Source organism: Mycobacterium colombiense, assembly GCF_001672755.1.
In the GTDB taxonomy this organism is placed as follows: Bacteria; Actinomycetota; Actinomycetes; order Mycobacteriales; family Mycobacteriaceae; genus Mycobacterium; species Mycobacterium colombiense_C.
Genome location: NZ_LZKI01000149.1, coordinates 17,656 through 41,540, shown reverse-complemented (window position 1 = coordinate 41,540; position 23,885 = coordinate 17,656). Strand labels below are relative to the sequence as shown.

Below are 23,885 nucleotides of genomic sequence, written 5' to 3'. Positions count from 1 at the left end.
ACGAGGTGCTGCAGGTGTTGCTTATCCGGGCCCAGGCCGCGCTGCCGACCGCCTCGCCGCCCAGCGCAAGCACGGTCAGCGGTGCCTCGGTCAGCAACCCGAAAGCATGCAGTTGGGCGAACATTGACGGCGTGGTGTCGATCATGTCGATCCCGTGCGCGGCGATCAGTGCGACGAGCGCCTCGGCGTCGGTCTGGGTCTGCTCGTCGACGACATGCACGCCGTGCCCGTCGAGCAGGCCGACCAACGGCTGCCACGCCGCGTCGAAGGCGAACGACCAGGCGTGGGCGATGCGTAGCGGCCGCCCGAGTTTGCCTGCCGCGGGCCGCAATACGCGGTCCAGATGATCGTCGGCGTACGCGCCCACCGCGCCGTGGGTTCCGATGACGCCCTTGGGCTCTCCCGTCGTGCCGGAAGTGAACACGACATACGCGGCCTGCGCGGGGGCGACGTCGACGGGGTTGAAGTCGTCATCGTGCGGTTCGCAGGCGTCCAGCAGCTCCTCGGTCAGCTCGTCGTCCAACACGATCGACGCGCCCGATTGGCGCAGAATCGAGTTCACCCGTTCGGGGGGCATTGCCGGCTCCATCGGCACGCACACGCCGCCGGCCTTGAGCACGGCGAATATCGCGATGATGTACTGCGGACCGCGGGAAAGCCGGAGGCCGACCGGAGATTCGGGCTTGACCCCCTTGTCGACCAGTCGGGCCGCCAGCCGGGTGGCGTGAAGATCCAGCTCGCGATAGCTCAGTGCGCCACCCGCCCAGCTGACCGCCGTGCTGTCCGGTGTCCTGGCCACGGCGTCGGCAAACCGGGCGTGAATGCTCAACGGCGACAACGACGTTGGCGCAGCGGCCGGCAGCGGGTCGGCCTCGTCGCCCAGCAGGACGCTGATGTCGCGCAGCGGACGCTCCCAGCCCTGCAGCAGCCTCTCGGCGGCGGTGAGCACCCGCTGCCCGAAGGTGGCGGCGGGAATGGCGCCCAGCGCTCCGTCGATCGCTTCGATCAATACCACCAGCTCGCCGCCTTCCATGTGGGCGGCGATCGCGACCGGGAAATGCGACAGGGTTTGCAGGGCGGACGGCCGGAAAGTCGCACCGCCGGCGGTCAATTCGCCACCCGCGGTCAGCCCGTCCATCGGGAAGTTCTCGTAGACCAGCAGGGTGTCGAACATCTCCCCGACCCCGCCGAGGGCGCGAAGCTGGGCATGCCCGAGATGGCTGTGCTCGCGCAGCAGCGCCGCATCGCGTTGTACGGCGCGGCACTGCTCGCCCGCCGTCGCCGCCGGGTCGAGCCGCACCCGCAGCGGCAAGGTGTTGATGAACAGACCGACCATGGTCTCGACACCGGTCAGTTCGGGCGGCCGACCCGAAACCGTGACCCCGAAAACCACGTCGCGGCTGTCGGTAAGCCGCGACAACACCAGCGCCCACGCCATTTGCATCAGGGTGTTGACGGTGATGCCGCGCGATCGCGTGTCCTCGACCAACCGCCTGGTGGTGTCGGCCGGCAGTCGCAGCCGGGTGGTGCGGGGCAGCGCCGTCTGCTGCCCGTCGGTCGTCTCGATGGACCCCAGCGCGGCGGCGAGCAGGGTGGGGCCCGGCAGTCCGGCCAGGTGCTCGCGCCAAACCCGTTGGCTGGTTTCCGGGTCGCGGCTCGCCAGCCAGCCGATGTAGTCGCGGTAGGGCCGGGGCGCCACGGGCAGCGCCGACGGGTCGCCGCCGGCCCGATAGAGGATCATCATCTCGTTGACGAACACCGGCAACGACCATCCGTCGATCACGATGTGATGGGCGGTGAGCACCAAACGCCATCGCGCACCCGGCAATTCGATCAGCAGGAAGCGGATCGCCGGCCCGCGTTCCAAATCGAACGGTCGCTGACGTTCGGCGGTTTCCAGCGCCGGCACGTCCGCGGGTGTGGCGGCGACCAGTCGCCAGGGCAGCTCGACACGGGACGGGACGATCTGTACCGGTCGCGGGATTCCCCGGCTGAAGAAGCTGGCCCGCAGATTCGGGTGCCGCACCAACATCTGTTCCGCGCACTCACGTAACAGTGCGACATCGAGTTCGCCGGAGATGTCCGCCGCTATCCCGATGACGTACGGGTCGTCCGCCGCTTCACCGTCGGCGAATTCGGCGAGCGTGGTCAGCGAGTACAAGCCCTCCTGCAGCGGGCTCAGCGCCATCACGTCCTCGATGTCGGGCGCGACATCGGTTTTGGCAGCTGTCATGTCGTGCCTTCGCGCGACGACGAGAAGAGGTGCGTCACGGCAGCCAGATCCGAGGGCGACAGTCCGGAAGTGCTCATCGGCTCGAAACGGGTGTCGGTCGGCTGCTCGTTCTGCTCGATGACGGTCCCTTCCTCGCCCAGCGCATCGAGTGCGGCGGCCAGCTGCTGCACCGTCGGGTTCTCGAAGATCATCCGCGGGCTCACGGCCAGCCCGGCCGCCCGGGCCCGGGAGGCGAGCTGTACGGACAGGATGCTGTCGCCGCCGAGGGCGAAGAAGTCGTCGAAGCGCCCGACGTCCGGGGTGGACAGCAGTTCCGCGAACACCTTTGCCAGCGCCCGTTCGGTGTCGGTGCGTGCCGGTTCGGTCTGCCCGCCGGTGCTGACCGCGGGCCGCGGCAGCCCGGGCCGGTTCAGCTTGCCCGATTCGGTTTTGGGCAGGACGTCGAGCACGGTCAGCGACGACGGCAGCATGTAGCCCGGCAGGGTCGTGGCGATAGCCGCGCGCACCTCGCCCGCGAATGTCGCCTTCGCGGCGTCATCGGTGATCGCGCGTTGCGGCACAACGTATCCGGCCAGCGAGGTGCCGCCGTGCACCTCCCAGGTGCGGGCCGCTGCTGCGGCGACGCCATCGACGCCGGCCAGCGCCGCCTCGACCTCGGCCAACTCGACGCGGAAACCGCGGACCTGCACCTGGTGGTCGGAACGTCCGGCGAATTCCAGTCGGCCGTCCTCGGTCCACCGGGCCAGGTCGCCGCTGCGATACAATCGCGAACCGGGCTCGGCGCCAAACGGATTGGCGATGAACCGCGTCGCGGTCAGGCCTGGGCGCTTCCAATATCCTCGAGCGAGCTGGTCACCGGCGTAGTACAACTCGCCCACGACGCCGACCGGCACGGGGCGCAGCCCGTCGTCGAGCAGGTAGGCCTGCGCCCCCGGGACCGGCTTTCCGACAAGCGGATTCGGCAGGCCCAGCCGCCCGCGGGACACAGCGCCGGAGGTCTCGGTGGAACCGATGTTGTTCAGCAGTTCGGTGCCCGCGCCGTCCCGGTCGGCGCACGCCGATACCAGCCGCTGCAGCAGCGCAGCGCTCACCGGTTCCCCGCCGCACACCAGCCGCGACAGCGAGCGCACGGCGTCGGGCCGGCTGTCCACCAGCGCCGACACCAGGCTGGGTACCGCGGTCACCTGGGCGACCGAATACCGGTTCATCAGGTCCCCGAGGGCCTCCGGGTCGCGGTGCTCGGCGTCGTCGGCCAGGATCATCGTCGCGCCGGCCGCCAGGCCGGCCAGCATCTCCATGCCGCCTTCGAGGAAGGTGATCGAGGCCTGCGCCAGTCGAACGTCGTCGGTCCGCGGCGGGTAGTTCCGCAGCTGCCAGTCGAGCCGCGCGGCCATCGAGCGATGCGTTCCCACCGCACCTTTCGGCTTGCCGGTGGACCCGGAGGTGAACACCAGGTACATCGGGTCATCGGGGTGCGGCGGTCGCACCTCCCCCGACAGCGGATCCACGTCCTCACTGTCGACCAGGGCGCGTACTTGTGGATCGTCCAGCGAGATCAGCTCGACCCCGGGCACCTGTGGCATGGTGTCCACGGCTTCGACCGTGCCGACCACGACCGGCGGTTGCACGTCGTCGAGCATGAATTGCTTTCGCGCCAGCGGATATCCGGGATCGATGGGGAAGTAACCGGCGCCGGCTTTCATGATGGCCACTAACGCCACCACCAGCTCGATGCTCCGCCGGGTCGACAGCCCGACCAGCGACCCGGGGCCCACTCCGCTCTTGACGAGCAGCGCGGCCAGGTTGTCCGAACGGCGATGCAGCGCAGCATAATCGATGCTCTGCTCGCCGCAGCGCACCGCGACGCGGTCGCTGCCCCACGCCCGGCTGGGTTCCAGCAGTTCCGGAATGGTGAGCGGCCGGTCATGCGGCGGCTGCTGCCCGCGGCTCCAGTCGTGCAGAATGCGGTCCTCTTCCGCGGCATCGATCAGCCGGACGTCACGCAGAGTCTGATCGATGTCATCGGCGAACTCGGTGAGTGCCCGGGCCAGCCAGTCGGCCAGCCGCTTGATGGTCGTCCTGGCGTAAAGCTCGGTGCGGTAGATGACATTGCAGTTGTAGCCGATATCGCCGGAGCCGTCGGTCCCGAAGAAGTTGACGCTCAGGTCGGCGTGCGCCATGTCGAAGATGGGGTCCAGCGAGGTGCACACGGTGTCCTGCTCGCCGCTGCCCGGGGCCGCGGCCTCGATGACCCGGGTGGCGGACAGGTGATCCCGGACGTGCACGACGACCTGGAACAGCGGGTTGCGTGACAGCGAGCGCACCGGGCTGACGCTGTCGACGACACGGTCGAACGGCAGGTCCTGGTGGGCGTAGGCGGCCAGGGCGGTCTCCCGGGCCCGCTTGAGCAGTTCGCGCAGCGTCGGGTTGCCGTCCATGTCGTTGCGCAGCACCAGGATGTTGACGAAGAATCCGATCAGCTGGTCCAACTCGGCTTCGGTGCGGCCGGCGACCGGGGTGCCCAGCGGAATATCCACTCCCCCACCGGCTTTGTGCAAGACCACGGCGACGGCCGTTTGCAACAGCATGAATTCGGTGATGCCGAGCTCGCGGCACAGCTCGCCGAGCTTGGCGCGGGTGGCCGAGTCGATCTGGAAGTCGACGGACTCCCCTTCGCCGCTGGGCACCGGCTGGCGCGGGAAGTCCGGGCGCAGCCCGGTGTCCTCCGGCATCCCGGCCAGCTGCCGGGTCCAGTACTCCCGCTGGCCGCCGGCCACGGCGGACTCCTGGCCGTTCACGTCACCCAGGAACTTGCGCTGCCAGGCCGCGTAGTCGGCGTACTGCACACGCAGCGGGGCCCAGGACGGCGCCTCTCCGCCGCGCCGGGCCCGGTAGGCCGCCATCACGTCGGAGAAAAGCACGCCCGCCGACCAATGGTCGGAGGCGATGTGGTGCACAACCAGCGACAGCACATGCTCCGCGGTGTGCTCGGTGCGCAGCACCGCGACCCGGATCGGCAGTTCAGCGTCCAATTCGAAGCAGTGGCACCGCTCGAGGTCCAGCTGCTGTTGCAGCCAGGCCTCGTCGGGTCCCTCCTCGCGGCGCACCGGAACCTCGACGCCGGCCGGTTCAACGACTTGATAGGGCACGCCGTCCAGCTCGACGTAGCTGGTGCGCAAGATTTCGTGCCGGGCAACGACGTCGCCGACGGCGGCGATCAACGCATCGATGTCCCAGGGTCCCGTCAGCTTCGCCGCAAAGGGAATGTTGTTGACCCGGCTGGGCCCGTCCACGCGGTAGGCGAACCAGCTGCGCAGCTGCGACGCCGACAGCGGCATGGGTTCGTCATGCGCGGTGGTGATCAGCCTGGGCCGCGACTGCGCCCGTCCGCCCGAACCCAGTTGGTCAATCCGCTCGGCCAACCCCCCGACCGTCGCGAGTTCGAACACGTCGCGGATGCCGATTTCCACGCCACACTCCGCGCGGATCGCGGTGACCAGCTTGGTGGCGACCAGCGAGTGGCCGCCCAGATCGAAGAACGAGTCGTCGATGCCCACGCGTTCGTGGCCGAGCAACCCGGAAAACAGTTGCGCGACACGCTGTTCGGTGGGGGTGGTGGGATCGCGGTATTCGGTGGCGGCCGCGATCTGCGGTTGCGGCAGCGCGGCGCGGTCGATCTTCTGGTGCGCGGTGATCGGGATCTCGTCGAGCACTACGTAAGCGGCGGGGGTCATGTAGTCCGGCAGCGCGGCGGCCACCCGGGCCCGGATGCGCTCGACGTCAACCGTTTCCGTGTCGGCGCCCTGGGCCGGCGTCACGTATCCGACCAGGCTCTTGCCCAACTGGGGCAGGTCCATGGCCAGCACGACCGCTTGCCCGACGCTGGGGTCGACCGAGATGGCGGCCGCGATTTCGCCCAGCTCGATGCGGAAACCGCGGATCTTCACCTGCTCGTCGGCGCGGCCGACGAACTCGATGTCACCGTCCGCGTTGCGGCGGGCCAGGTCACCGGAACGGTACATCCGGCCACCGGGCGTGAACGGGTCGGCGACGAAGCGCTCGGCGGTCAACTGCGGCCTGCGGTGATACCCGTGCGCGACATGTGTTCCGGCGATGTAGATCTCACCGATCACACCGACGGGGACCGGCTGCAGCGCGTTGTCGAGCAGATACACCTGCGTGTTGATCTTGGGCCGGCCGATCGGCACCACCCGGGTGCCCTGGGTGCCCTCGACCGGGTAGCTGGTGCAGTTCACCACCGTTTCGGTCGGTCCGTAGAAGTTGTGCAGCAACGCGTCGAAGGTGGCGTGGAACTTGTCGGCGATCTCGCCGGGCAGGGCCTCCCCGCCGATGGGCACGCGCCGCAGGGTCCGCCACTGGCTGACGCCGGGCAACGACAGGAAGAGCCCCAGCAGCGACGGCACGAAGTGCATCGACGTGATGCCCTCGCGTGCCAGCAGGTCGGTGAGGTAGCCGATGTCGCGCAACCCGTCGGGCCGGGGAATCACCAAGCGGGCACCCATGATCAGCGTGCCGAAGATCTCGCCCATCGACACGTCGAAGCTGGGCGAGGCGACCTGCAGCAGCCTGTCGGTGTCGTCGATCCGGTACTCGTCGCCGAACCAGACGAAGTACTCGGCGATGGGTGCGTGCGGCACCGGAACGCCCTTGGGCAGCCCGGTGGAGCCCGAGGTGTAGATCAGGTAGGCGGTGTTTTGCGGGCTCAGCGATCGGAGCAGCTTGGCGGGTGCGCTGGTCGGATAGCGCGCGGCGTCGGTAACCGGTTCGCGCAGCACCAGTTTCGCGTCCGCGTCCTCGAGGATGAAGCTCAGCCGGTCCTCCGGGTAGGTGGGATCCACCGGCAGATAGACCCCGCCCGCTTTGAGGATGCCGAGGGCGGTGATGACCAATTCGGGGGACTTGTCCAGCAGCACCGCGACGCGATCCTCGGTGCCGATCCCCTGCTCGATGAGCCAGTGCGCCAACCGGTTCGACTCTTCGTCGATTTCCCGGTAGGAAAAGGCGCGCCCCTCGTAGACCACGGCGACAGCATCGGGGGTGAGCCCCGCCCTCCGGCAGACCAGCTCGGGCAACGTGCTTGCCGGGGTGACGAATTCCGCGCCGGTCGACACCGCGCGCAGCCACTCGGCGTCGTCGTCGCTCATCAACGCGCACGCCGACAGCGTCACGTCGGGATCGGACAGCAGGCCGTCCAGCAGGGCGGCGTAGTGGCGCAGCAGTTGCTCGACCAACTCCTGGTCCATCACCTCGACCAGGTACTCGGCCTCGACTATTCCGCCGCCTGAGCCGTCCGGTCCCCGGTCCAGCTCGACCATCAGGCTCAACGGCAATTGGTTGAAATGACCGCGCAATTCGCCTCGCTCGCAGCGCACGCCGGGCGGGCGGAAACCGGCGCCGTCGGGCTCCCGTTGCCCGAAGCTCACTCGGGTCATGCGGTCCGCGCCATGCCGTCGATCGGGATTCGACTCGCGCACCAGCCAGTCCAGGTCGGCTCGCGAATGAGCGAAGGCGCCCACCGCGTCCTCACGGGTTTGGGCCAGCAACTCGCGGAACGTCTGGTGCGACTGTGGCCGCAGCCGGATCACCACGGTGTTGCCGTAATACCCGATGACATCCTCGGTGCCCACGCCGCGGTTGAGCACCGGGGCCGCCACCAAGAAGTCGGTCGACTGCGTGTACCGGTGCACGAGCGCGGCGAACGCGGCCATCAACACCATGTACGGGGTGGCGCCGGTCTCGCGGGCCAGCCCGGCCGCCCGCTCGACGGTGTCCGACGCCAACTGCGCGACGGCGCGCTGCGCGCGCCAGGTGCTGGGTACCACCGAACCGTTGGCCCCGGGCAGCTCGAGGGGTTCCGGGAGGTCGGCCATCCGCGGCCGCCAGTAGTCCAGGTCCGCCTGACGAACGGCGGTGGCATCCGCGGCAAGGTCCCTGAGCACGCGGCCATCGGCGAACTCGGCGGGGTCGGTGTATGCGCGGGTCAGATCGGCGAAGAAGGGTGCCCATGAGCCGTCGTCCCAGGCGATGTGATGCGCGGTGATCAGCAGCATCAGTTCGTCGTCGGCCAGGCGTGCCGCCGTGACTCGCAGCGGTGAATCCTTGCTCAGGTCGAATGGCCGGCGAAAGTCCCGCTGCGCCAGTACATCCAGCCGTAGCCGGCGCGCTTGATCGGTCAATCCGGTCAGGTCGTGCTCGGCCCATTCGGGCCGCAGGTCCTCGTGTATCACCGGGTACGGGTCGCCCTCACCGTCGGTGGCGTACGTCGTATGCAGCACCGGGTGTCGCGCGGCGACGGCATCGACCGCACGGTGCAGCTGCGCGGCGTCGACGGTGCCGGACAGGCGGTACGAGACGCAGATGTTGAGCAGCGCGCCGTCGGGGTCGACGGACTGCACGAACCACATCCGGTGCTGGCCGACCGACATGCGTGGTTCGCCGTCGGCCGCGGCGGGCGCCGCGCCCGTCGTCTTGGCCAGGCCGCGTTCAGCGAGCTTGCGGCGCAGTAATTCCAGCCGCTCATCGTCGAGACGGGCGCCGACGCCGGTGGTGTCTGTCACGCTAGGAGTCCAACCTTTCTAGCATCGCGAGCGTTGAGTGGGGCGCACCGTTGGCGGCTCCGGCGCGCTCGAATGACGGCGACGCCGCGGGGCCCCCGGTTGAGTCGGCACGCAGCGCCTCGATCAGCTCGGTCATCGTGATGCCGCCGAGCATGCGGGACACCGGAACCGCGTTGCCTACCGTGCGGCGCAGCCGCTTACGTAAATCGAGTGCCAGCAAGGAGTCCACGCCCAGGTCGATGAGCGGCGTGCCCGGGTCGATCGACAGCGAATCAGCCAGGTGCAATGTCGCGGCCAATTCGGCCCGCACGATCTCGCCGAGGGGCTTCTCCGCCGCGGCCGCGCGGTCGTCGTTCACGCGGGCGCGTGAGGCGGTGAACGGCATTGGCATTCCCTGGCTTTCGAAGAACACCTGCAGCCGCTCGAAGTCCGCGTCGAAAATCAATGGATCGCCCTCGTAGCGATACAGGCCGGCTTCGATGGCCTGTTCCGGCTCCATCGCCACCAGACCGGAACGCTCGGTGCGGGTGATCTCGTTGCCGACCACTACCCCGGCGCCGTGCCACAGGCCCCATCGAATCGCCGTGCAGTCGCGGCCGGTGGCACGCAACTGCCCGGCCAACACGTCGAGCATCCGGTTGGACGCCGCGTACGCCGCGTGGGTGTAGCCGCCCCAGACGCCGAATACCGAGGAGCAGGCCAGGATCCGGCAGTCCGGCCGCAGCGGCCACACGTCGGCCATCATCGCCAGTCCGCGGACCTTGGCCGCGCAGACCGCCGCCACGTCGGAGCCGGTGAGCTCCGCACGCGAGCGCGCCCGCGCAATGCCCGCAGTGTGGATCAGCAAGGACGCCCCCGATCCATGTTCGGCGGCCACGGCGGTTAGCGCGGCGCGATCGGTGATGTCGCATTGCGGAGCATGCACTTCGGCGTCGTACCGGTCGGAGAGCTCACGCAGCGCGGTCGGGTCAACGCCGTTGCGGCTCAACAGGGTCACCTTCCTGGCGCCGCGTTCCAGGCAGTACCGGGCGTACTGCAGCCCGATGGCTCCGCTGCCACCGGTGATCACCACGTCGTCCACGGCGGCGGCATCGAGCGGCCGCGGGACCGCCGGTTCGCGGCACACGCGGAACGTCCGGACGTGGCGTCGCGGCGATTCGGTGCCGCGCAACGCGACCTCGGCCGCCTCGCCGAGCAACACCTCGACGGCGGCGTGTGTCGTGGCGGCATCGACATCGCGATGCGCGAGGTCGAGATGCCCGAATGCCTGGTCCGGGAATTCGAAGCCGAGGCTACGATGCATGGCCGCCAGCGCCGCCTGTGCCGGAGAGACGTTGGCGTCATTGCGGTCGACCTGTTCGGCACCGGCGGTGAGCAACCAGACGGCGCGGCATCGCGGGCCGATGAGCGCGGGGTAATCGGGTAGGCCCGCGTCGGGCCGGTCCGCGATCTGCTCGATCGCGGCGGTGACGTCGAGCCGATCGAACTCCGGGGCAATCACCACCAGGATTTCCGCCTCATCGGGCGACACCGCCCGGCAGCCGCCCTGTGCCGCAACGGCATCGACGAGCCGCTGCGTCAGCGCGCCCGCACCGACGAAGCCGATGTCCGCGGCGCTCGCGCTCGGTGTGATAGTCGCCGGCTGCCAGTCCTCGACGGCCACGGTGGGCACAGGCGTCGGCGCCGCCTCGGTCGGTTGTTCGGGCGCCGCCCACAGGTGCACCGCCCGCATCGGCGCGTTCGGGAATCCCCGCAGCGCAGGCCGGTCGGCCATCGGGACCGCGTCGGCCCACCTGCAGCCGGGGTCAGCGGTCGCGATGGCGGCGATGCTCTCGGACACCGAATCGATGATGGATCGGTCGCGGTGCCCCGAGCCGACGATGAGGGTCGACTCGTCGTCGACGATGTCGCCCAGCGGGTAGAGCAATGACGGGTGCGCGGAGAGCTCCACGAACGCGTCGGCTCCACAGGCACGGGCGTGCCGCACGGCGAGGTCGAATCGTACTGTGCCGCAGAGGTTTTCATACCAGTAGTCGGAGAAGTCGGTGGTTCCGGCCAATTCGGTGCCCAGCGTGGAGCCGATGAACCTCACCGGGCCGTCGCGGAACGCCGACTGCGGGGTCAGCTCGGCCAGGCTCGCCCGCAACGGTCGTAGCGCGCTGGTGTGGCCGGGATAGTCGACGGACAGTTGCTGGCTGAAGATCCCCCGCTGTTGGGCCAGCCCCACCGCGGCGGCCACCGCCTCGTGATCGCCGGCGACCACAGTCGACGACGGTCCGTTGACCGCCGACACTTCCAGCCAGCCCGGTGTCTCGGCCAGCAGCGCCTCCGCGATGTCGAGGCCGGTGCCGAGCACCGCCATCGCATAGCGGCCGGACAGCTGGTCGACGACGGTGGCGCGGGCCACCACCAGAGCGACCGCGTCCGGCAGCGAGATCGCTTCCGCCACATAGGCAGCCGCCACCTCGCCGAGGCTGTGCCCGATGGTGATGTCGGGCAGCACCCCGCAGGATCGCCACGCTTCGGCCAGGCTCACCGCGTGGGTGAACTGTGCGCCCTGGATCTCGGGGCGCGACCAGTCGCGCTCCTCGTCGCCCGCCAGATAGGGCAGCGGAGAAGGGAATCCGCCGGATGAGAACGCTTGCGTGCACCGGTCGGCCGCCTCGCGGTAGGCCGGCAGTCGCCGGTAGGCGTCGGCTCCCATGGCCTGCCACTGATTGCCCTGGCCCGGGAACACGAACGCGATGCGCGGCGGCGTCGCCTTGGCGGAGTGCGAGACCAGCTCGTGCTCGTCGCCTTGAGCGATCGCGGACAGCCCCGCCACGAGTTCGGTGCTGTCGGCGGCTCGCAACACCGCGCGGTGACGCCGCACCCGGCGCAACCGCAGCAGGGTGGAGGCGACTGCAACGGTCGGGTCCGCCGCGTCGTCGATGCGGCCCAGGTAGGCGGCGATCGCCGCGGCGTCTCGGCGGATCAGCTCGGGGTCGTGGGCGCTGAGCAGCACCGGGACGCGCCCGTCCGGCAGCCCATGGTTCAGCATCATGCGACCTCGGGGACGGAGACGATCAGATGGGCGTTGGTGCCCGCGATCCCGAACGCGGACGCCGCGGCGGTGCGCTGGCCGTCGATGGCCGGCCACGGTGTCAGGGCTTGCGCCAGCCGCAGACCCTGTTTCTCCCATTCGATTTCGGGGCTGGGGTCGCCGGCGTGCAGGGTGGCCGGCACGGCGCCGTGTTCGGCGGAGACCAGCACCTTGGCCAGCCCCAGCGCGCCGGCGGCGGCCAGCGAGTGGCCCACGTTGGACTTCACCGAGCCCAGCAGCGCGCCGGTGCCCGGTTCGGTATCGCCGTAGGTCTGGGCCAGCGAGCGCAACTCGGTCCGGTCGCCGAGCCGGGTGCCCGTGCCGTGTCCCTCGATCATGCCCACCTCGTTGGGTTTGATCCCGGCCTGGCTGATGGCCCGCTGGAACAGCCGCACCTGGGCGTCACCGCTGGGGGCGCTCAGACCGGCGCTGCGGCCGTCCTGATTCATGGCGGTGGCCCGCACCTCGGCCACGATCTGGCGACCTGCACGCAGCGCCGCCGACTTCCGTTGCAGCACAAACATGGCCGCTCCCTCGGCCCACACGGTTCCGCTGGCCTGCGCGCTGTAGGGACGGCAGTAGCCGTCGTCGGAGAGCGCGTGCTGTTTGGAGAACTCGACGAAGAAGCCCGGTGACCCCAGCACGTTGACACCACCCGCGACGGCCAGATCGCAGTCGTCGTTCTGCAGGGAGCGCACCGCGACATGGAACGCCACCAGGGCCGACGCGCACGACGAATCCAGGGTCAGCGCCGGACCGGTCAGGCCCAGGGTGTAAGCGATGCGGCCCGAGATCACACTGAGCGCGGTGCCGGCCAGCAGATGTCCGCTGTGTTCGGTGAATTTGGCCATCTGGGGCCCGTATCCCGTGGCCGAGGCACCGACAAAACAGCCCACGTCGTGCCCGGCCAGGTCGTCGGGGTTGATGCCGCTGTTTTCACACGCACGCCAGGCCACCCGAAGCGCGACCCGCTGCTGCGGATCCATCACGACGGCCTCGCGGGGTGATATGCCGAAGAACTCTGGATCGAATGTGGTTGCCCCGGTGAGGAAACCGCCGCGGTCGTGAATCTCCTTGAAACCGCTGCGGCGCGAGCCGGCGAGCAGGTCGCGCACCGCCCAACCGCGGTCGGTGGGAAACGGGCCCAACGCCTCACGCCCGTGTGCCAGCAGATCCCAGTAATCGTCGGCGGTTTCGATGCCGCCGGGCGCTTCCACGCCCATGCCCACGATCACGACCGGGTCGGCACGCTCGGCGTCGAACCCGTCCTCAGACATTGGTATCACCCGGCATTCACCTGCGCGGCGATCGCGTCGACATGGTCGTAGACGTAGAAATGGCCGCCGTCATACAGCGACATACCGAAGGATCCGGCGGTGTGCCTTTCCCACTGCCGCAGCACCCCGGTGGCGATGCGGTGATCGTCATGGCCGCCCAGTACGTGGATGTCGGCGCCGATGCGGACATCGGGGCTGGGGCTGTACCCGTTGAAGGCGTGGTAGTCGGCGCGCACCGCGGTGGTCAGTAGCTCGGAGAACTCTTCGTCGGCAAGCAGTTCGGGGTCGGTACCACCCAAATCGGCGATATCGGCCAGCAACCCGTCGTCACTGGTCGGCAGTTCGGGCATCTCGGCGACGACGCACGGCGGCGGACCGGCCGACACCCACAGTTTCTGCACCGCCGAGCCGTGTGTTTCGGCGACGCGGGCGAACTCGAAGGCGACGACGGCGCCCATGCTGTGCCCGAACAGCTTCAGCGGCGCCACGCTGGGCCATGGCGCGGCCTGGAAGAGGCTGACGGCCAGGTCGTGCACGCTGTCGTGAGCGGGTTCGCTGAGGCGGTCCGCCCGCTGCGGGTACTGCACGATGTATGTGTCGCCGCCGGCGGCCAGTGCCGCTGCCAGCACCCGATAGCTCGCCGCGGCGGCGCCAGCGTGCGGGAAGACCACGATGGCACCGGTGGATGACCCGTTGTGGCGTCGCGGGGTCAGTTTGATCCACGACGGGAACGTGGCGGTGATCAGATTATTCATGTCGTTGCGCTATCTACGATTTCGCGGTTCGCTCGGAGGCGGCCAGAACCGATTCGGCGTCCATGCCGATCACTTCCAGGTACAGCTCGGCGACCTGGTCGAGCCGGTCGGGGTCATTCTCACCGGCGCTGAGCACCGCGGCCAGCGCCGCCACCGTTCGGTTGGCGAAGATGTCGGCGACCATGATGTCCGGCGCGTCCAGCCAGGCCCGAATCCTCGCCACCGCCTGGGTGGCGAGCACCGAATCGCCGCCGAGGGCGAAGAAGTCGTCGTCGACTCCGACGTTGTCCCGGCCGAGCAGGTCGCCGACGATCTTCGCCAGTGCGGATTCCACCGGCGTCGATGGTGAGCGGTGACCGGGCCGCTGTGCTTGCGAGACGGCGGTTTCCAATTCGCGTGCGGCGGCTCGGCGGTCGAGCTTTCCGGCATCGGTGAATCCGATCCGCTCCACCACCATGATGTGGCGCGGGACCATGTGCGCGGGGACGAGGTCACCAAGACGCTGCCGAATCCGCTCGGCGGTCAAAGTCGTGTCATCGGTACACACCTGCGCGGCCAGCATGTCGGATTCCCCGGACACGGCGATCAAGGCGGCCACCGCCGTCCGCACCCCGGGCACGCGCCGCAGCGCGGTCTCGATCTCGCCGAGTTCGACACGATATCCGCTGATCTTGACGCGGTGGTCGGCACGGCCCACGAATTCGAGGGTGCCGTCCGGCCAGTAGCGCACCAGATCGCCGGTGCGGTACCAGATTCGGCCGTCGTGCTCGACGAAGCGTTCCGCGGTGAGATCGGGACGTCCGCGGTAGCCGCGTGCGATGCCGCGCCCGGACACCCAATATTCCCCGGCGACCCAGTCGGGGCAGTCGGCGCCGGCGTCGTCGACGACGCGGCAGGCGTTGTTGGGCAGCGGGACGCCGAAGGGCAAGGCCGTCCAGTGCTCCGGTACCGCTTCGGTGACTTCGAAAATGGTGTTGTGCACCGGGGTTTCGGTGGCACCGCCGAGTCCTGCGAAGCGCAGGTTGGGCGCCTCGACCTGGAGGCGGCGCACCACCTCGGGTCGCACCCAGTCGCCTCCGGTGGGGATCACCCGTACCGAAGACAGCCGACCGCGGGCGACTTCGATCAACATCTCCAGCCAGCCGGGCATGAAGTGGAGCACCGTGACTTTGTGAGCATCGATGAGCCGGGCCCAGGCGTCGGGATCACGCCGCTGCGCCTCGTCGACCACCACGATGGCCCCGCCGGTGCGCAAGGTGACGAATACGTCCATCACCGAGATGTCGCCTTCCAGGGTCGACAGGGCCAGGCATCGATCTGCGGGGCCGATTTCGAAGTGGCGGCCGATGAACTCCACCGTGTTCATGGCCGCATCGTGGGTGACCTCGACGCCTTTGGGCTCGCCGGTGGATCCCGAGGTGAACAATACGTAGGCCAGTTCGGCGGGATCGACTTTCGCTGAGGTGATCTCGGCTCCGACACGAACGTCGCGAAGCGCCTCGGCGATGACCACTTCGGGCACCGGCAACGACAGCCGTTGTCCACCGCACACCAGGGCCAGGCTCACCCGACCGGTGTCCAGGATGCGCTCGGCGCGATCGCGCGGCTGGTCGACGCCGATCGGTAGATACGCGGCGCCGACGGACAAGATGCCCAGCAACGCCGGAATCTGCTCGGCGGTCTTCGGGCCCATCACCGCAACGGTGTCGCCTGCCGTGATGCCGGCGGCGCGCAACGCCGCGGCCACGGCCAGCGCTTGGTCGCGCAGTTGCGCGTAGCTGAGGTCACCCGAACTCGCGAGCACCGCGGGGGCGTCGGGCTGCCGCTCGGCTTGCCGAAAGAAACCGTCGTGCAAGCCTTCTCCGCTCGGTTCAGCGGCGCGGGCGTTGGCGGCGTCGCGCACCGCCCGCTGCGCTTCCGGCAGCGCGGTGGGGCCCGGCGCGTCCCAGGACTCGTCACCGTAGGCCAACTGGAGCAGCTCGTCGATGTGGTAGCCGAACATGGCGTCGATGACCCCGGGCGGGAACATGCCTTCGCGCACATCCCAATTCACCAGGACACCGCCGTTGAATTCGGTGACCTGTGCGTCGAGCAGCACCTGCGGCCCCTGGGAGATGATCCATCCCGGCGGCCCGAATTGGTCGGTCACGTCGCGGCTGAACAGGTCGCCGAGGCCCAGCGCGCTGGTGAAGACCACGGGCGCGAGCACCTGGGTCCCGCGATGACGGCTGAGGTCGCGCAGCACCGACAGCCCGGGATATGCGGAATGGGCCGCGGCCGTGCGCATCGCATCCTGCACCACCTGTGCCCGCGCGGTCGCGGTGTCCGCGCCGACGAGATCGATGTCGAGCAGCAGCGAGGAGGTGAAGTCGCCGACCAACGAGTCGACGTCGGGGTGCAGAGCCTGACGCCCGAACAGCGGGACGTTGAGCAGAAAGCGCGAGGTGGTCGACCAGCGCGCCAGGGTGTTGGCGAAGCCCGCGGCCAGGGCCATGGCCGGGGTGATGCCGCGCGCCTGGGCGCGGGCAAACAGCGCATCGCGGGTTTGGGGGTCCAGCCAGTGCCAGCGTCGGGTGCTGTCGCCCGAGCCCCGGCCACCGGTCGACGGCAGCGCCGGCGGGTCCGGCAGCTCCGGGAGGCGCTGTCCCCACCACGCCCGGTCCGCCTCGCGCGCGGGTTGCGGCTGCGCGTCGTCGGCCTCGATGGCCTGGCGGTACTGCCGGTAGGTGTAGCTCAACTCCGGGAGGTTGCGGCCGCCGTAGAGGGCCGCAAGGTCGGCCATCAGGGTGCGATAGCTCATCGCGTCGGCGGCCTGCATGTCCAGATCGACGTGTAGCCGCGACCGCTCGGCCGGTAGCAGCGTCATGGCCAATTCAAACACCGCACCGTCCAGCTGCTGGTGCGATTTGGCAACCCGGATTGCCGCCAGCCGCTGCTCGACCTCGTCGGGGCTCAGCGAGCGGAGGTCCTCGACGCTCACCGGGAAGTCGCCGCTCTCGTCGGCCGGGGTGATGCGCTGCGTGCCATCGGGGAGGAACCGCACCCGCAACATCGGGTGGCGACGCGCCAGCGCAGTGGCCGCCTCGCGCAGCCGTTGGGCATCGATCAGGCCACCGTCGAACTCCACGTAAAGATGCCCGGCAACCCCGCCCAGCTGCTGGTTGTCTTGGCGACCGACCCACATCGCGTGCTGCATCGGGGCCAGGGAAAACGGCTCGTCCTCGCCGGACAGCTCGACGTCGGCGGGCGCCGGGGCGGGAACCGTTTGCCGGTCGGCGCCGTGTCCGCCGGCGGAGACCAACCCGGCCCAGGCCTCGACCGTCGGGTTTTCGGCGAGCGTCGCGAAGTCGATGTCGACGCCCTGGCGGCGCCAGCGGCCGGCCAGCGTCATGATGCGGATGGAGTCCAGGCCCTGGCTGATGAGGTTGCTACCCGGCTGAACTGCATCGACGTCGACGCCGAGCAATTCGGCCACCTCCGCCCGGATGTCGTCCGAGCGTGCCGAGGCGTGCACCACAGACCCTCCCTGAATTAGCACAGGCTGCCCTAATTTTTTGGTTACCCTATCCTTACTGCCTGCGTCCCCGCTACTACGCCCCCGTCTAAGGAGCCATGAGCCCGAACACACCGCAGCCGCCGGCCGGAGTCCTCGACGGGTTCGTGCCGTTCCCCGCTGACCGGGCCGCCACCTACCGGGCGGCCGGCTATTGGACGGGGCGGCCCCTGGACGCGATCCTGAGCGACGCGGCCCGGCAATGGCCCGGCCGGACTGCCGTCCTCGACGCCATGGGCGACACCGGCCTCAGCTATGCGGACCTCGACGACCAGGCTAACCGCGCGGCCAGCGGACTGCGGGGCGCGGGTGTCGCGGCGGGCGACCGCGTGTTGCTGCAGCTGCCGAACGGCTGCCAGTTCGCGGTGGCGCTGTTCGCGCTGCTGCGGGCGGGGGCGATCCCGGTGATGTGCCTGCCCGGCCACCGGGCCGCCGAACTGGGGCATTTCGCCGCGGTGAGCGAGGCCACCGCGCTGCTGATCGCCGATACCGCAGCGGGTTTCGACTACCGCACGATGGCGCAGGGGCTCGCCGAGCGACACGCCGCGCTCAAGCACGTCATCGTCGACGGCGACCCGGGACCGTTCACCTCGTGGACACAGCTGTGCGACCAGGCGACCGACGGCACGCGACCGTCCCCGCCCGACCCGGGATCGCCTGCGCTGCTGCTGGTTTCAGGCGGCACCACGGGCACACCCAAGCTCATCCCTCGCACCCACGACGATTACGTTTTCAACGCGAGGGCCAGCGCCGAACTCTGCGGGCTCACCCCCGACGACGTCTATTTCGCGGTGCTGTCGGCCGGCCACAATTTCCCGCTCGCCTGTCCGGGTCTGCTCGGCGCGATGACCGTCGGCGCCACCACCGTTTTCGGCACCGATCCGAGCCCCGAGGCGGCCTTTGCCGCCATCGCACGCCACGGCGTCACGGTGACCGCCCTGGTGCCGGCGTTGGCCAAGTTGTGGGCGCAAGCCTGCGACTGGGAACCCGTGACACCAAAGACATTGCGCCTCTTACAGGTTGGTGGTGCCAAACTGGAACCCGAGGATGCCCGGTTGGTACGCGCCGCCCTGACCCCGGGGCTGCAGCAGGTCTTCGGGATGGCCGAGGGGCTGCTGAACTACACCCGGCCCGACGATCCCCCGGAACTCACCGAATACACGCAGGGGCGACCGATGTCGGCCGCCGACGAATTGCGCGTCGTCGACGCGGCGGGCGAACCGGTGGGCCCGGGCGAGGAGGGCGAACTACTGGTCCGCGGCCCGTACACGTTCAACGGCTACTTCCGCGCCGACCGCGACAACGAACGCAGCTTCGATGCGCAAGGCTTCTTCCGCAGCGGCGACGTGGTGCGGCTGCGTAGCGACGGCTATCTGGTGGTCACCGGTCGGGTCAAAGACGTGATTTGCCGTGGCGGGGAAACGATTTCCGCGGCCGATCTCGAGGAGCAGATGCACAGCCACCCCGCGATCTTCTCGGCCGCCGCGGTCGCGCTGCCCGACCCCTACCTGGGCGAGAAAATCTGTGCGGCAGTCGTTTTCAACGGTCCCGAACTGACGCTCGCGGAGTTGAACGGCTATCTGGACTCCCGTGGTGTGGCCGCACACACCCGCCCCGACGTCCTGGTCGCGATGACCTCACTGCCCACCACCCCGATCGGCAAGATCGACAAAAAGGCGATCGCCGGCCAGGTTTCGGCGCAACGAGCAGAAGCGTGACGGCAAGGCCGCGCGCTTTAGCCGTCGTCCGCGATCAGGCCATCGCTGCGTAGAGGTCGGCGAGCAAGCCGGCCGTGGTCCGGAAGTCCATGCACTGATCGGTCACCGATTGGCCATAGGTCAGCTCGCCGCCCAGCGATTGCGCACCGGCCACCAGGAAGCTCTCCAGCATCAGACCGGAGATACCGCGCTCGCCGGTGGCCAGGCGTGCGGCCACCTCGGCCGTGACTTCGGCCTGCCGCACATGGTCTTTGGCGGAGTTGGCGTGCGAGCAGTCGAGCATGACCTGCGCGGAAAGCCCCGCCTTGGTCAGCTTTTCGATGGCGGTGGCCACCGACACGGCATCGTAGTTGGGCCCGGCGGTGCCGCCGCGAAGGATCACGTGGCAGTCGGGATTGCCCATCGTCTGCACGACGGCCGCGCGACCGACGTTGTCGGTGCCGAAGAAATGGTGCGGTGCCGCAGCGGCTTTGACGCCGTCGATGGCGACCTGGATGTTGCCGTCGGTGCCGTTCTTGAACCCGACCGGCATCGACAGCCCGGACGCCAACTGGCGGTGCACCTGCGACTCGGTGGTCCGGGCGCCGATCGCGCCCCAGGCGACGGCGTCGGCGATGTATTGCGGACTGGTGGGCTCCAGGAATTCACATCCCACCGGTAGGCCGACGTCGATGATGTCAAGCAGCAACCCGCGCGCGATGCGTAGCCCACGTTCGACGTCGAAGCTGCCGTCCATGTTGGGATCGTTGATGAGTCCCTTCCAGCCGATGGTGGTGCGCGGCTTCTCGAAGTAGACCCGCATCACGATCTTCAGCCGATCCGCGTACTCGGCGGCGAGCGGCGCCAGCCGGCGCGCGTAATCGAGTGCGGCGACGGGATCGTGCACCGAGCAGGGGCCGACCACCAGTAACAGCCGGTCGTCACCACCGGCCAGGATCGCCGAGATCTCCTCGCGATCGCGCTGCACGGCCTGGGCACGCCGGGCCGTCAACGGCAGCTCGGTGCGGATCACGGCGGGGGCCGAGAGCTCCCGGAACGAAACGATCCGATGATCGGACGTATCGATGGTCGCCGTTTCGCAATTGGTGATGGACATGGAGGGTGTGTGCCTTTCTCTGCTGGCTCCCAGGGCACGCCCGCGGGTTCCCGATGCCCTGAAAAACGAAAAGCAGCGACCTTGTGGTCACTGCCGGGCTCCGGGTATCAGTCGTGCGGTTGCGTCAACCAGACGCTGCATCGCTGGCTCCACCCGGAGCCACGATAAAGCGCCAATACGCGCGCACGCCGATATTCACGTCCGCGAAGATACCACGCCGGGGCTTTAACGCTGAAAGCGGCGTCGCGGTAACGCGCGGCGCGACGCAAAAACCGGGATTCAAAACCGCGGTCGCCGAACCGAATCAGTGCAAACCGAGCGCGGCGATCTGATCGAGGAACGCACGCGCGGGCGCCGATGCGCTGGCCGAGACGGCGACGCCGAGGCGCCGCACGGTGTGGGGCAGCAGCGGCCGCACCGCGACACCGGGCAGGTCGGGCAGGCCGGCGCTCGGCAGAATGCTCACCCCGAGCCCGGCACGCACGATCTCGAGCGTCGCCGCAACCTCCCGCGCTTCGAAAGCCAAGTCGAATTCGATGCCGGCGCGCCGCGCGATCGGCATGAACACATCCGCGCAGCCACCGGTACCGCGGACGAAGGGCTCCTTGGCCAAGTCGGCGTAGGTGACTGTGTTCCTGGATGCCAGCCAGCTGTCGGCGGGTACCACCGCGACCATTTCCTGCTCACCTATGGCCGCCGACTCGAGCCCCTTGCTGGGCAGGCTGACCACACCCGCTTCGGCAGCCCCTTGGTCGAGCCAATCCCGTATCTCTTGTTCGCTCCCCTCGAGCAACCGGATCGTGACGGCCGGATGCCGCTGGGCGAACGTCTGTAGTTGCGGAGCGACCAGCGTGGCGGTGGCGGTCGGCACGCTCGCCAGACGAAGGGTTCCGGTGATGTCGCCCGCCAACCCGGCGACCTCGGTACGCATCAACGCCAGATGCCGCACCGCCTCTCGTGCGTGCGTTAGCGCAATGGAACCCGCTTCGGTCAGTGAGAGTCCGTCAGGACGGCGCAGGAACAGCGGCAACCCCAGCTCCTTTTCCAGTGCGGCGACGGTACGGCTGACCGCCGGCTGGGTTAGTCCGAGCCGCCGGCCCGCCGCCGTGAAGCCACCCTGATCAACCACCGCGATGAACGTCCTGAGCTGCGACACCGTCGCCATCGATCCTCCATAAGAGCGCTGCAATCCGCCATATCAACAACGTTATGCGGTTTCGGTCTCCCAAAATGTTTCTGTAATCATACAAATGCGTTCGAAGGAGGGACCATGACCGCACGGCGAGTACTGATCACCGGGGCATCGAAGGGAATCGGCCGAGCTGTCGCCGACCGAGTCGCGGCGTCCGGCGACATCCCGATCGGCATCGCACGCACCCGGCCCAACGACTTCCCGGGTGAGTTCTACGAGGCGGACCTCACCGACCGCGCGGAGACCGACGCCGTACTCAAGCGCGTCCTGGCGACCGGGCGCATCGACGCGGTGGTCAACAACGTCGCTGTCGCCCGGTTCGGCCGCATCGGCTCGATCGATTTGGACGACCTGTTCAGCACGTACGACCTGAACGTGCGCACCGCCGTACAGGTGGTCCAGGCGGTGCTACCCGGCATGCTCGCCAGCGGGTGGGGGCGCATCGTCAACGTCACCAGCCTGACCACACTGGGCACCGCGGAGCGCACGCCCTATGCGGCGACAAAGGCGGCGCTGGAAGCGTGTACGCGGATCTGGGCCGGTGAGCTCGCGCAGTCCGGCGTCACGGTCAACGCGGTGGCGCCCGGGCCCATCGAAACGGAGATGTACCGCGAACTCAGCCCCACCGGATCCGAGCGGGAAGCTCGTGTGCTGCAAACTATTCCGCTGCGCCGTGTGGGCACACCGCGCGAGATCGCCCACGCCATTTGCGGGCTGCTGGACGAGGATGCCGGCTATATCACCGGTCAGATCATTCGGGCCGACGGCGGCGGAAGCATCGCCGCTTGATAAACCTTGTCGCCGCGCGGGTGGAAACGACCTAGCCAATATCGTTGGCGCGCAACGCCTCGAGCAGTCTGTCCATCACCGCGCCGGCGTCCGCCCGCGCCTGGCGCTGATCGTCGGCGCGGGCGATGTAGAGCGTTGCCTCGCGCAGCGCGCCCATGATCGTCAGCGCTGTGGCCTCGACGGGCTGGCGGGGGATGGCGCCGGACCCGATGGCCTCGGTGAGCAGCCCGGTCACGAACCCGATGTTGTAGCGGTGGCCGATGTCGCTCCAACGTTCCCATCCCAGCACCGCCAGCGCCTCGAGCAAGACGATGCGCTGGATCTCGGGTTCGGCGGACGCGTCCAACCAGAGCCCCGAGCACAGTCGCATGATCTCGACCGGATCCGAGTGCCCCGCGGCGGCGACGGCCTCCCCCATCCGGGCGGCCATCTCCCCCTCCACCTGCTCGAAGACCGCGGCGAACAGCTCTGTCTTGTCGGCGAAATGGTGGTACAGCGCCCCGCGTGTCACCCCCGCGTCGCGGACGATGGTTTCCAGGGACGCGTCGGCGAATCCCACCGACGCGAACACCGGCCGCGCGGCACCTATCAGCGCCTCACGCGTCTCGGCCGCGCGTTCGGCCTGCGTGCGGCGACCGCCCTTCGCCATCAACCCTCACCTTTCACACCGCCCATGTCATACATACCGTATGCAGGTCGTGGATCACGGGACCGGCGAAGTGGCGTCGCGGTCTGTGTCTCGTCAGAACACCCTGAGCCGGCGCACAATATCCAGCGCTGACGGGTCCCCCTCGGCCTGCACGCCCAGGGCCTCCCAGGCGCCGCGCTGGGTGACCCACCGCACGAAGGCCTGGGAATCGGACGTGATGCGCGCCGCGGCGTCGGAGTGGGCGCCGAGACGCAGGGTCCGGGCACACAAACCGTCGAGGCGAATCTCCACGCGCGCCGATAAGTCGTTGAGCAGCTTGACATTCTGCTGTGGCAGCGCCGCTTCGATCCAGTCGAGCGTGGGGGCGAGCCGCAACTCGTCGACGGGCGGCGGATCGCCGTCCAACGGCCCATCCGGAGGAAACAGGTCGTACCGAGTGTGAATGAAGGCCTCGAAGACGAACGTCGTCGGCACCAACGAGGCCGGGTAGGTACCGACGTCGCCTATGGGTATGTCGATGTCCTGGCCTTCGATTGCCGCGAGCACATCCAGCCCGCGCGCGCTGACCGATTCGTAATCCGCCACAACCTCTTTGGGGGTCATCGAGCGTCGTGAGTCGACATAGAGGTCCGCCGCGCGTTCGGCGGGCATTCCGCCGGGGTTGGCCAGCGTCGACGGATCGACCGCCAACCAGAAGCTGCACGCCATGTGCGACACGAGGTCCTGCACCGACCACCCGGAGCAACCACTCTCCTTCGCCCACAATGGATCCGGCATTTGCGAGCAAAGCTCCAACACGATTCTGCGTTCTTCCGCAATGGCGTCGAGCGTGGCACTCATGAGACCCCTACCTTCCAGATACATACCATATGTATGAACATACACACTGTATGTATGAAGTCAAGGGCCAGTCTGGTGACGGGCAGGCATCATCGCTCAGTCGGTTTACCGGCGATTGCAACG

Annotated in this window: 12 protein-coding genes; 2 read left to right on the top strand and 10 right to left on the bottom strand. The window is 68.8% G+C overall.

Annotation, left to right across the window (positions count from 1 at the left end):
• From A5708_RS20480 to A5708_RS20455, 6 genes are all read right to left on the bottom strand, one after another.
• Positions 1-2,233: condensation domain-containing protein (locus A5708_RS20480; protein WP_155766101.1), on the bottom strand; the 2,233-nt coding region annotated here is incomplete at its 3' end.
• Positions 2,230-8,811: a non-ribosomal peptide synthetase gene (locus tag A5708_RS20475; protein ID WP_065030374.1), complete on the bottom strand. Its 6,582-nt coding sequence runs from the start codon at positions 8,809-8,811 to the stop codon at positions 2,230-2,232. The genes A5708_RS20475 and A5708_RS20480, both read right to left, overlap by 4 nt.
• 1 nt (position 8,812) lies before the next feature.
• A complete protein-coding gene (gene mbtD / locus A5708_RS20470) occupies positions 8,813-11,851 on the bottom strand; it encodes a mycobactin polyketide synthase MbtD (protein WP_065030376.1) in 3,039 nt (1,012 codons plus the stop codon).
• Complete coding sequence (locus tag A5708_RS20465) at positions 11,851-13,170, bottom strand: polyketide synthase (RefSeq protein ID WP_155766100.1); 1,320 nt, start codon at positions 13,168-13,170, stop codon at positions 11,851-11,853. Before A5708_RS20465 ends, mbtD begins: the two co-directional genes overlap by 1 nt.
• A 5-nt stretch (positions 13,171-13,175) precedes the next feature.
• A complete protein-coding gene (locus A5708_RS20460) occupies positions 13,176-13,925 on the bottom strand; it encodes a thioesterase II family protein (protein ID WP_065030372.1) in 750 nt (249 codons plus the stop codon).
• 13 nt (positions 13,926-13,938) lie between these two features.
• Complete coding sequence (locus A5708_RS20455) at positions 13,939-17,442, bottom strand: non-ribosomal peptide synthetase (RefSeq protein ID WP_065030371.1); 3,504 nt, start codon at positions 17,440-17,442, stop codon at positions 13,939-13,941.
• A 95-nt stretch (positions 17,443-17,537) separates the two neighbouring features.
• Between A5708_RS20455 and A5708_RS20450 the strand changes: the two genes are divergently transcribed.
• Complete coding sequence (locus A5708_RS20450) at positions 17,538-19,196, top strand: (2,3-dihydroxybenzoyl)adenylate synthase (protein ID WP_065030370.1); 1,659 nt, start codon at positions 17,538-17,540, stop codon at positions 19,194-19,196.
• Positions 19,197-19,230: 34 nt separating this feature from the next.
• Here A5708_RS20450 and A5708_RS20445 read toward each other — a convergent pair whose 3' ends face one another.
• Entirely contained in the window at positions 19,231-20,292 is a 1,062-nt protein-coding gene (locus tag A5708_RS20445) for a 3-deoxy-7-phosphoheptulonate synthase (RefSeq protein WP_065030369.1), read from the bottom strand.
• A gap of 304 nt (positions 20,293-20,596) precedes the next feature.
• Positions 20,597-21,457 carry a LysR family transcriptional regulator gene (locus A5708_RS20440; RefSeq protein ID WP_065030368.1) on the bottom strand — a complete coding sequence of 287 codons (861 nt, stop codon included), beginning with the start codon at positions 21,455-21,457 and terminating at the stop codon, positions 20,597-20,599.
• Positions 21,458-21,562: 105 nt separating this feature from the next.
• Between A5708_RS20440 and A5708_RS20435 the strand changes: the two genes are divergently transcribed.
• Complete coding sequence (locus A5708_RS20435) at positions 21,563-22,273, top strand: SDR family oxidoreductase (protein ID WP_065030367.1); 711 nt, start codon at positions 21,563-21,565, stop codon at positions 22,271-22,273.
• A gap of 31 nt (positions 22,274-22,304) precedes the next feature.
• Here the strand turns inward: A5708_RS20435 and A5708_RS20430 are convergent, their stop codons facing one another.
• A complete protein-coding gene (locus A5708_RS20430; protein ID WP_065030366.1) occupies positions 22,305-22,922 on the bottom strand; it encodes a TetR/AcrR family transcriptional regulator in 618 nt (205 codons plus the stop codon).
• A gap of 93 nt (positions 22,923-23,015) precedes the next feature.
• Positions 23,016-23,762: a maleylpyruvate isomerase family mycothiol-dependent enzyme gene (locus tag A5708_RS20425; RefSeq protein ID WP_081293030.1), complete on the bottom strand. Its 747-nt coding sequence runs from the start codon at positions 23,760-23,762 to the stop codon at positions 23,016-23,018.
• Between the last annotated feature and the right edge of the window lie 123 nt (positions 23,763-23,885).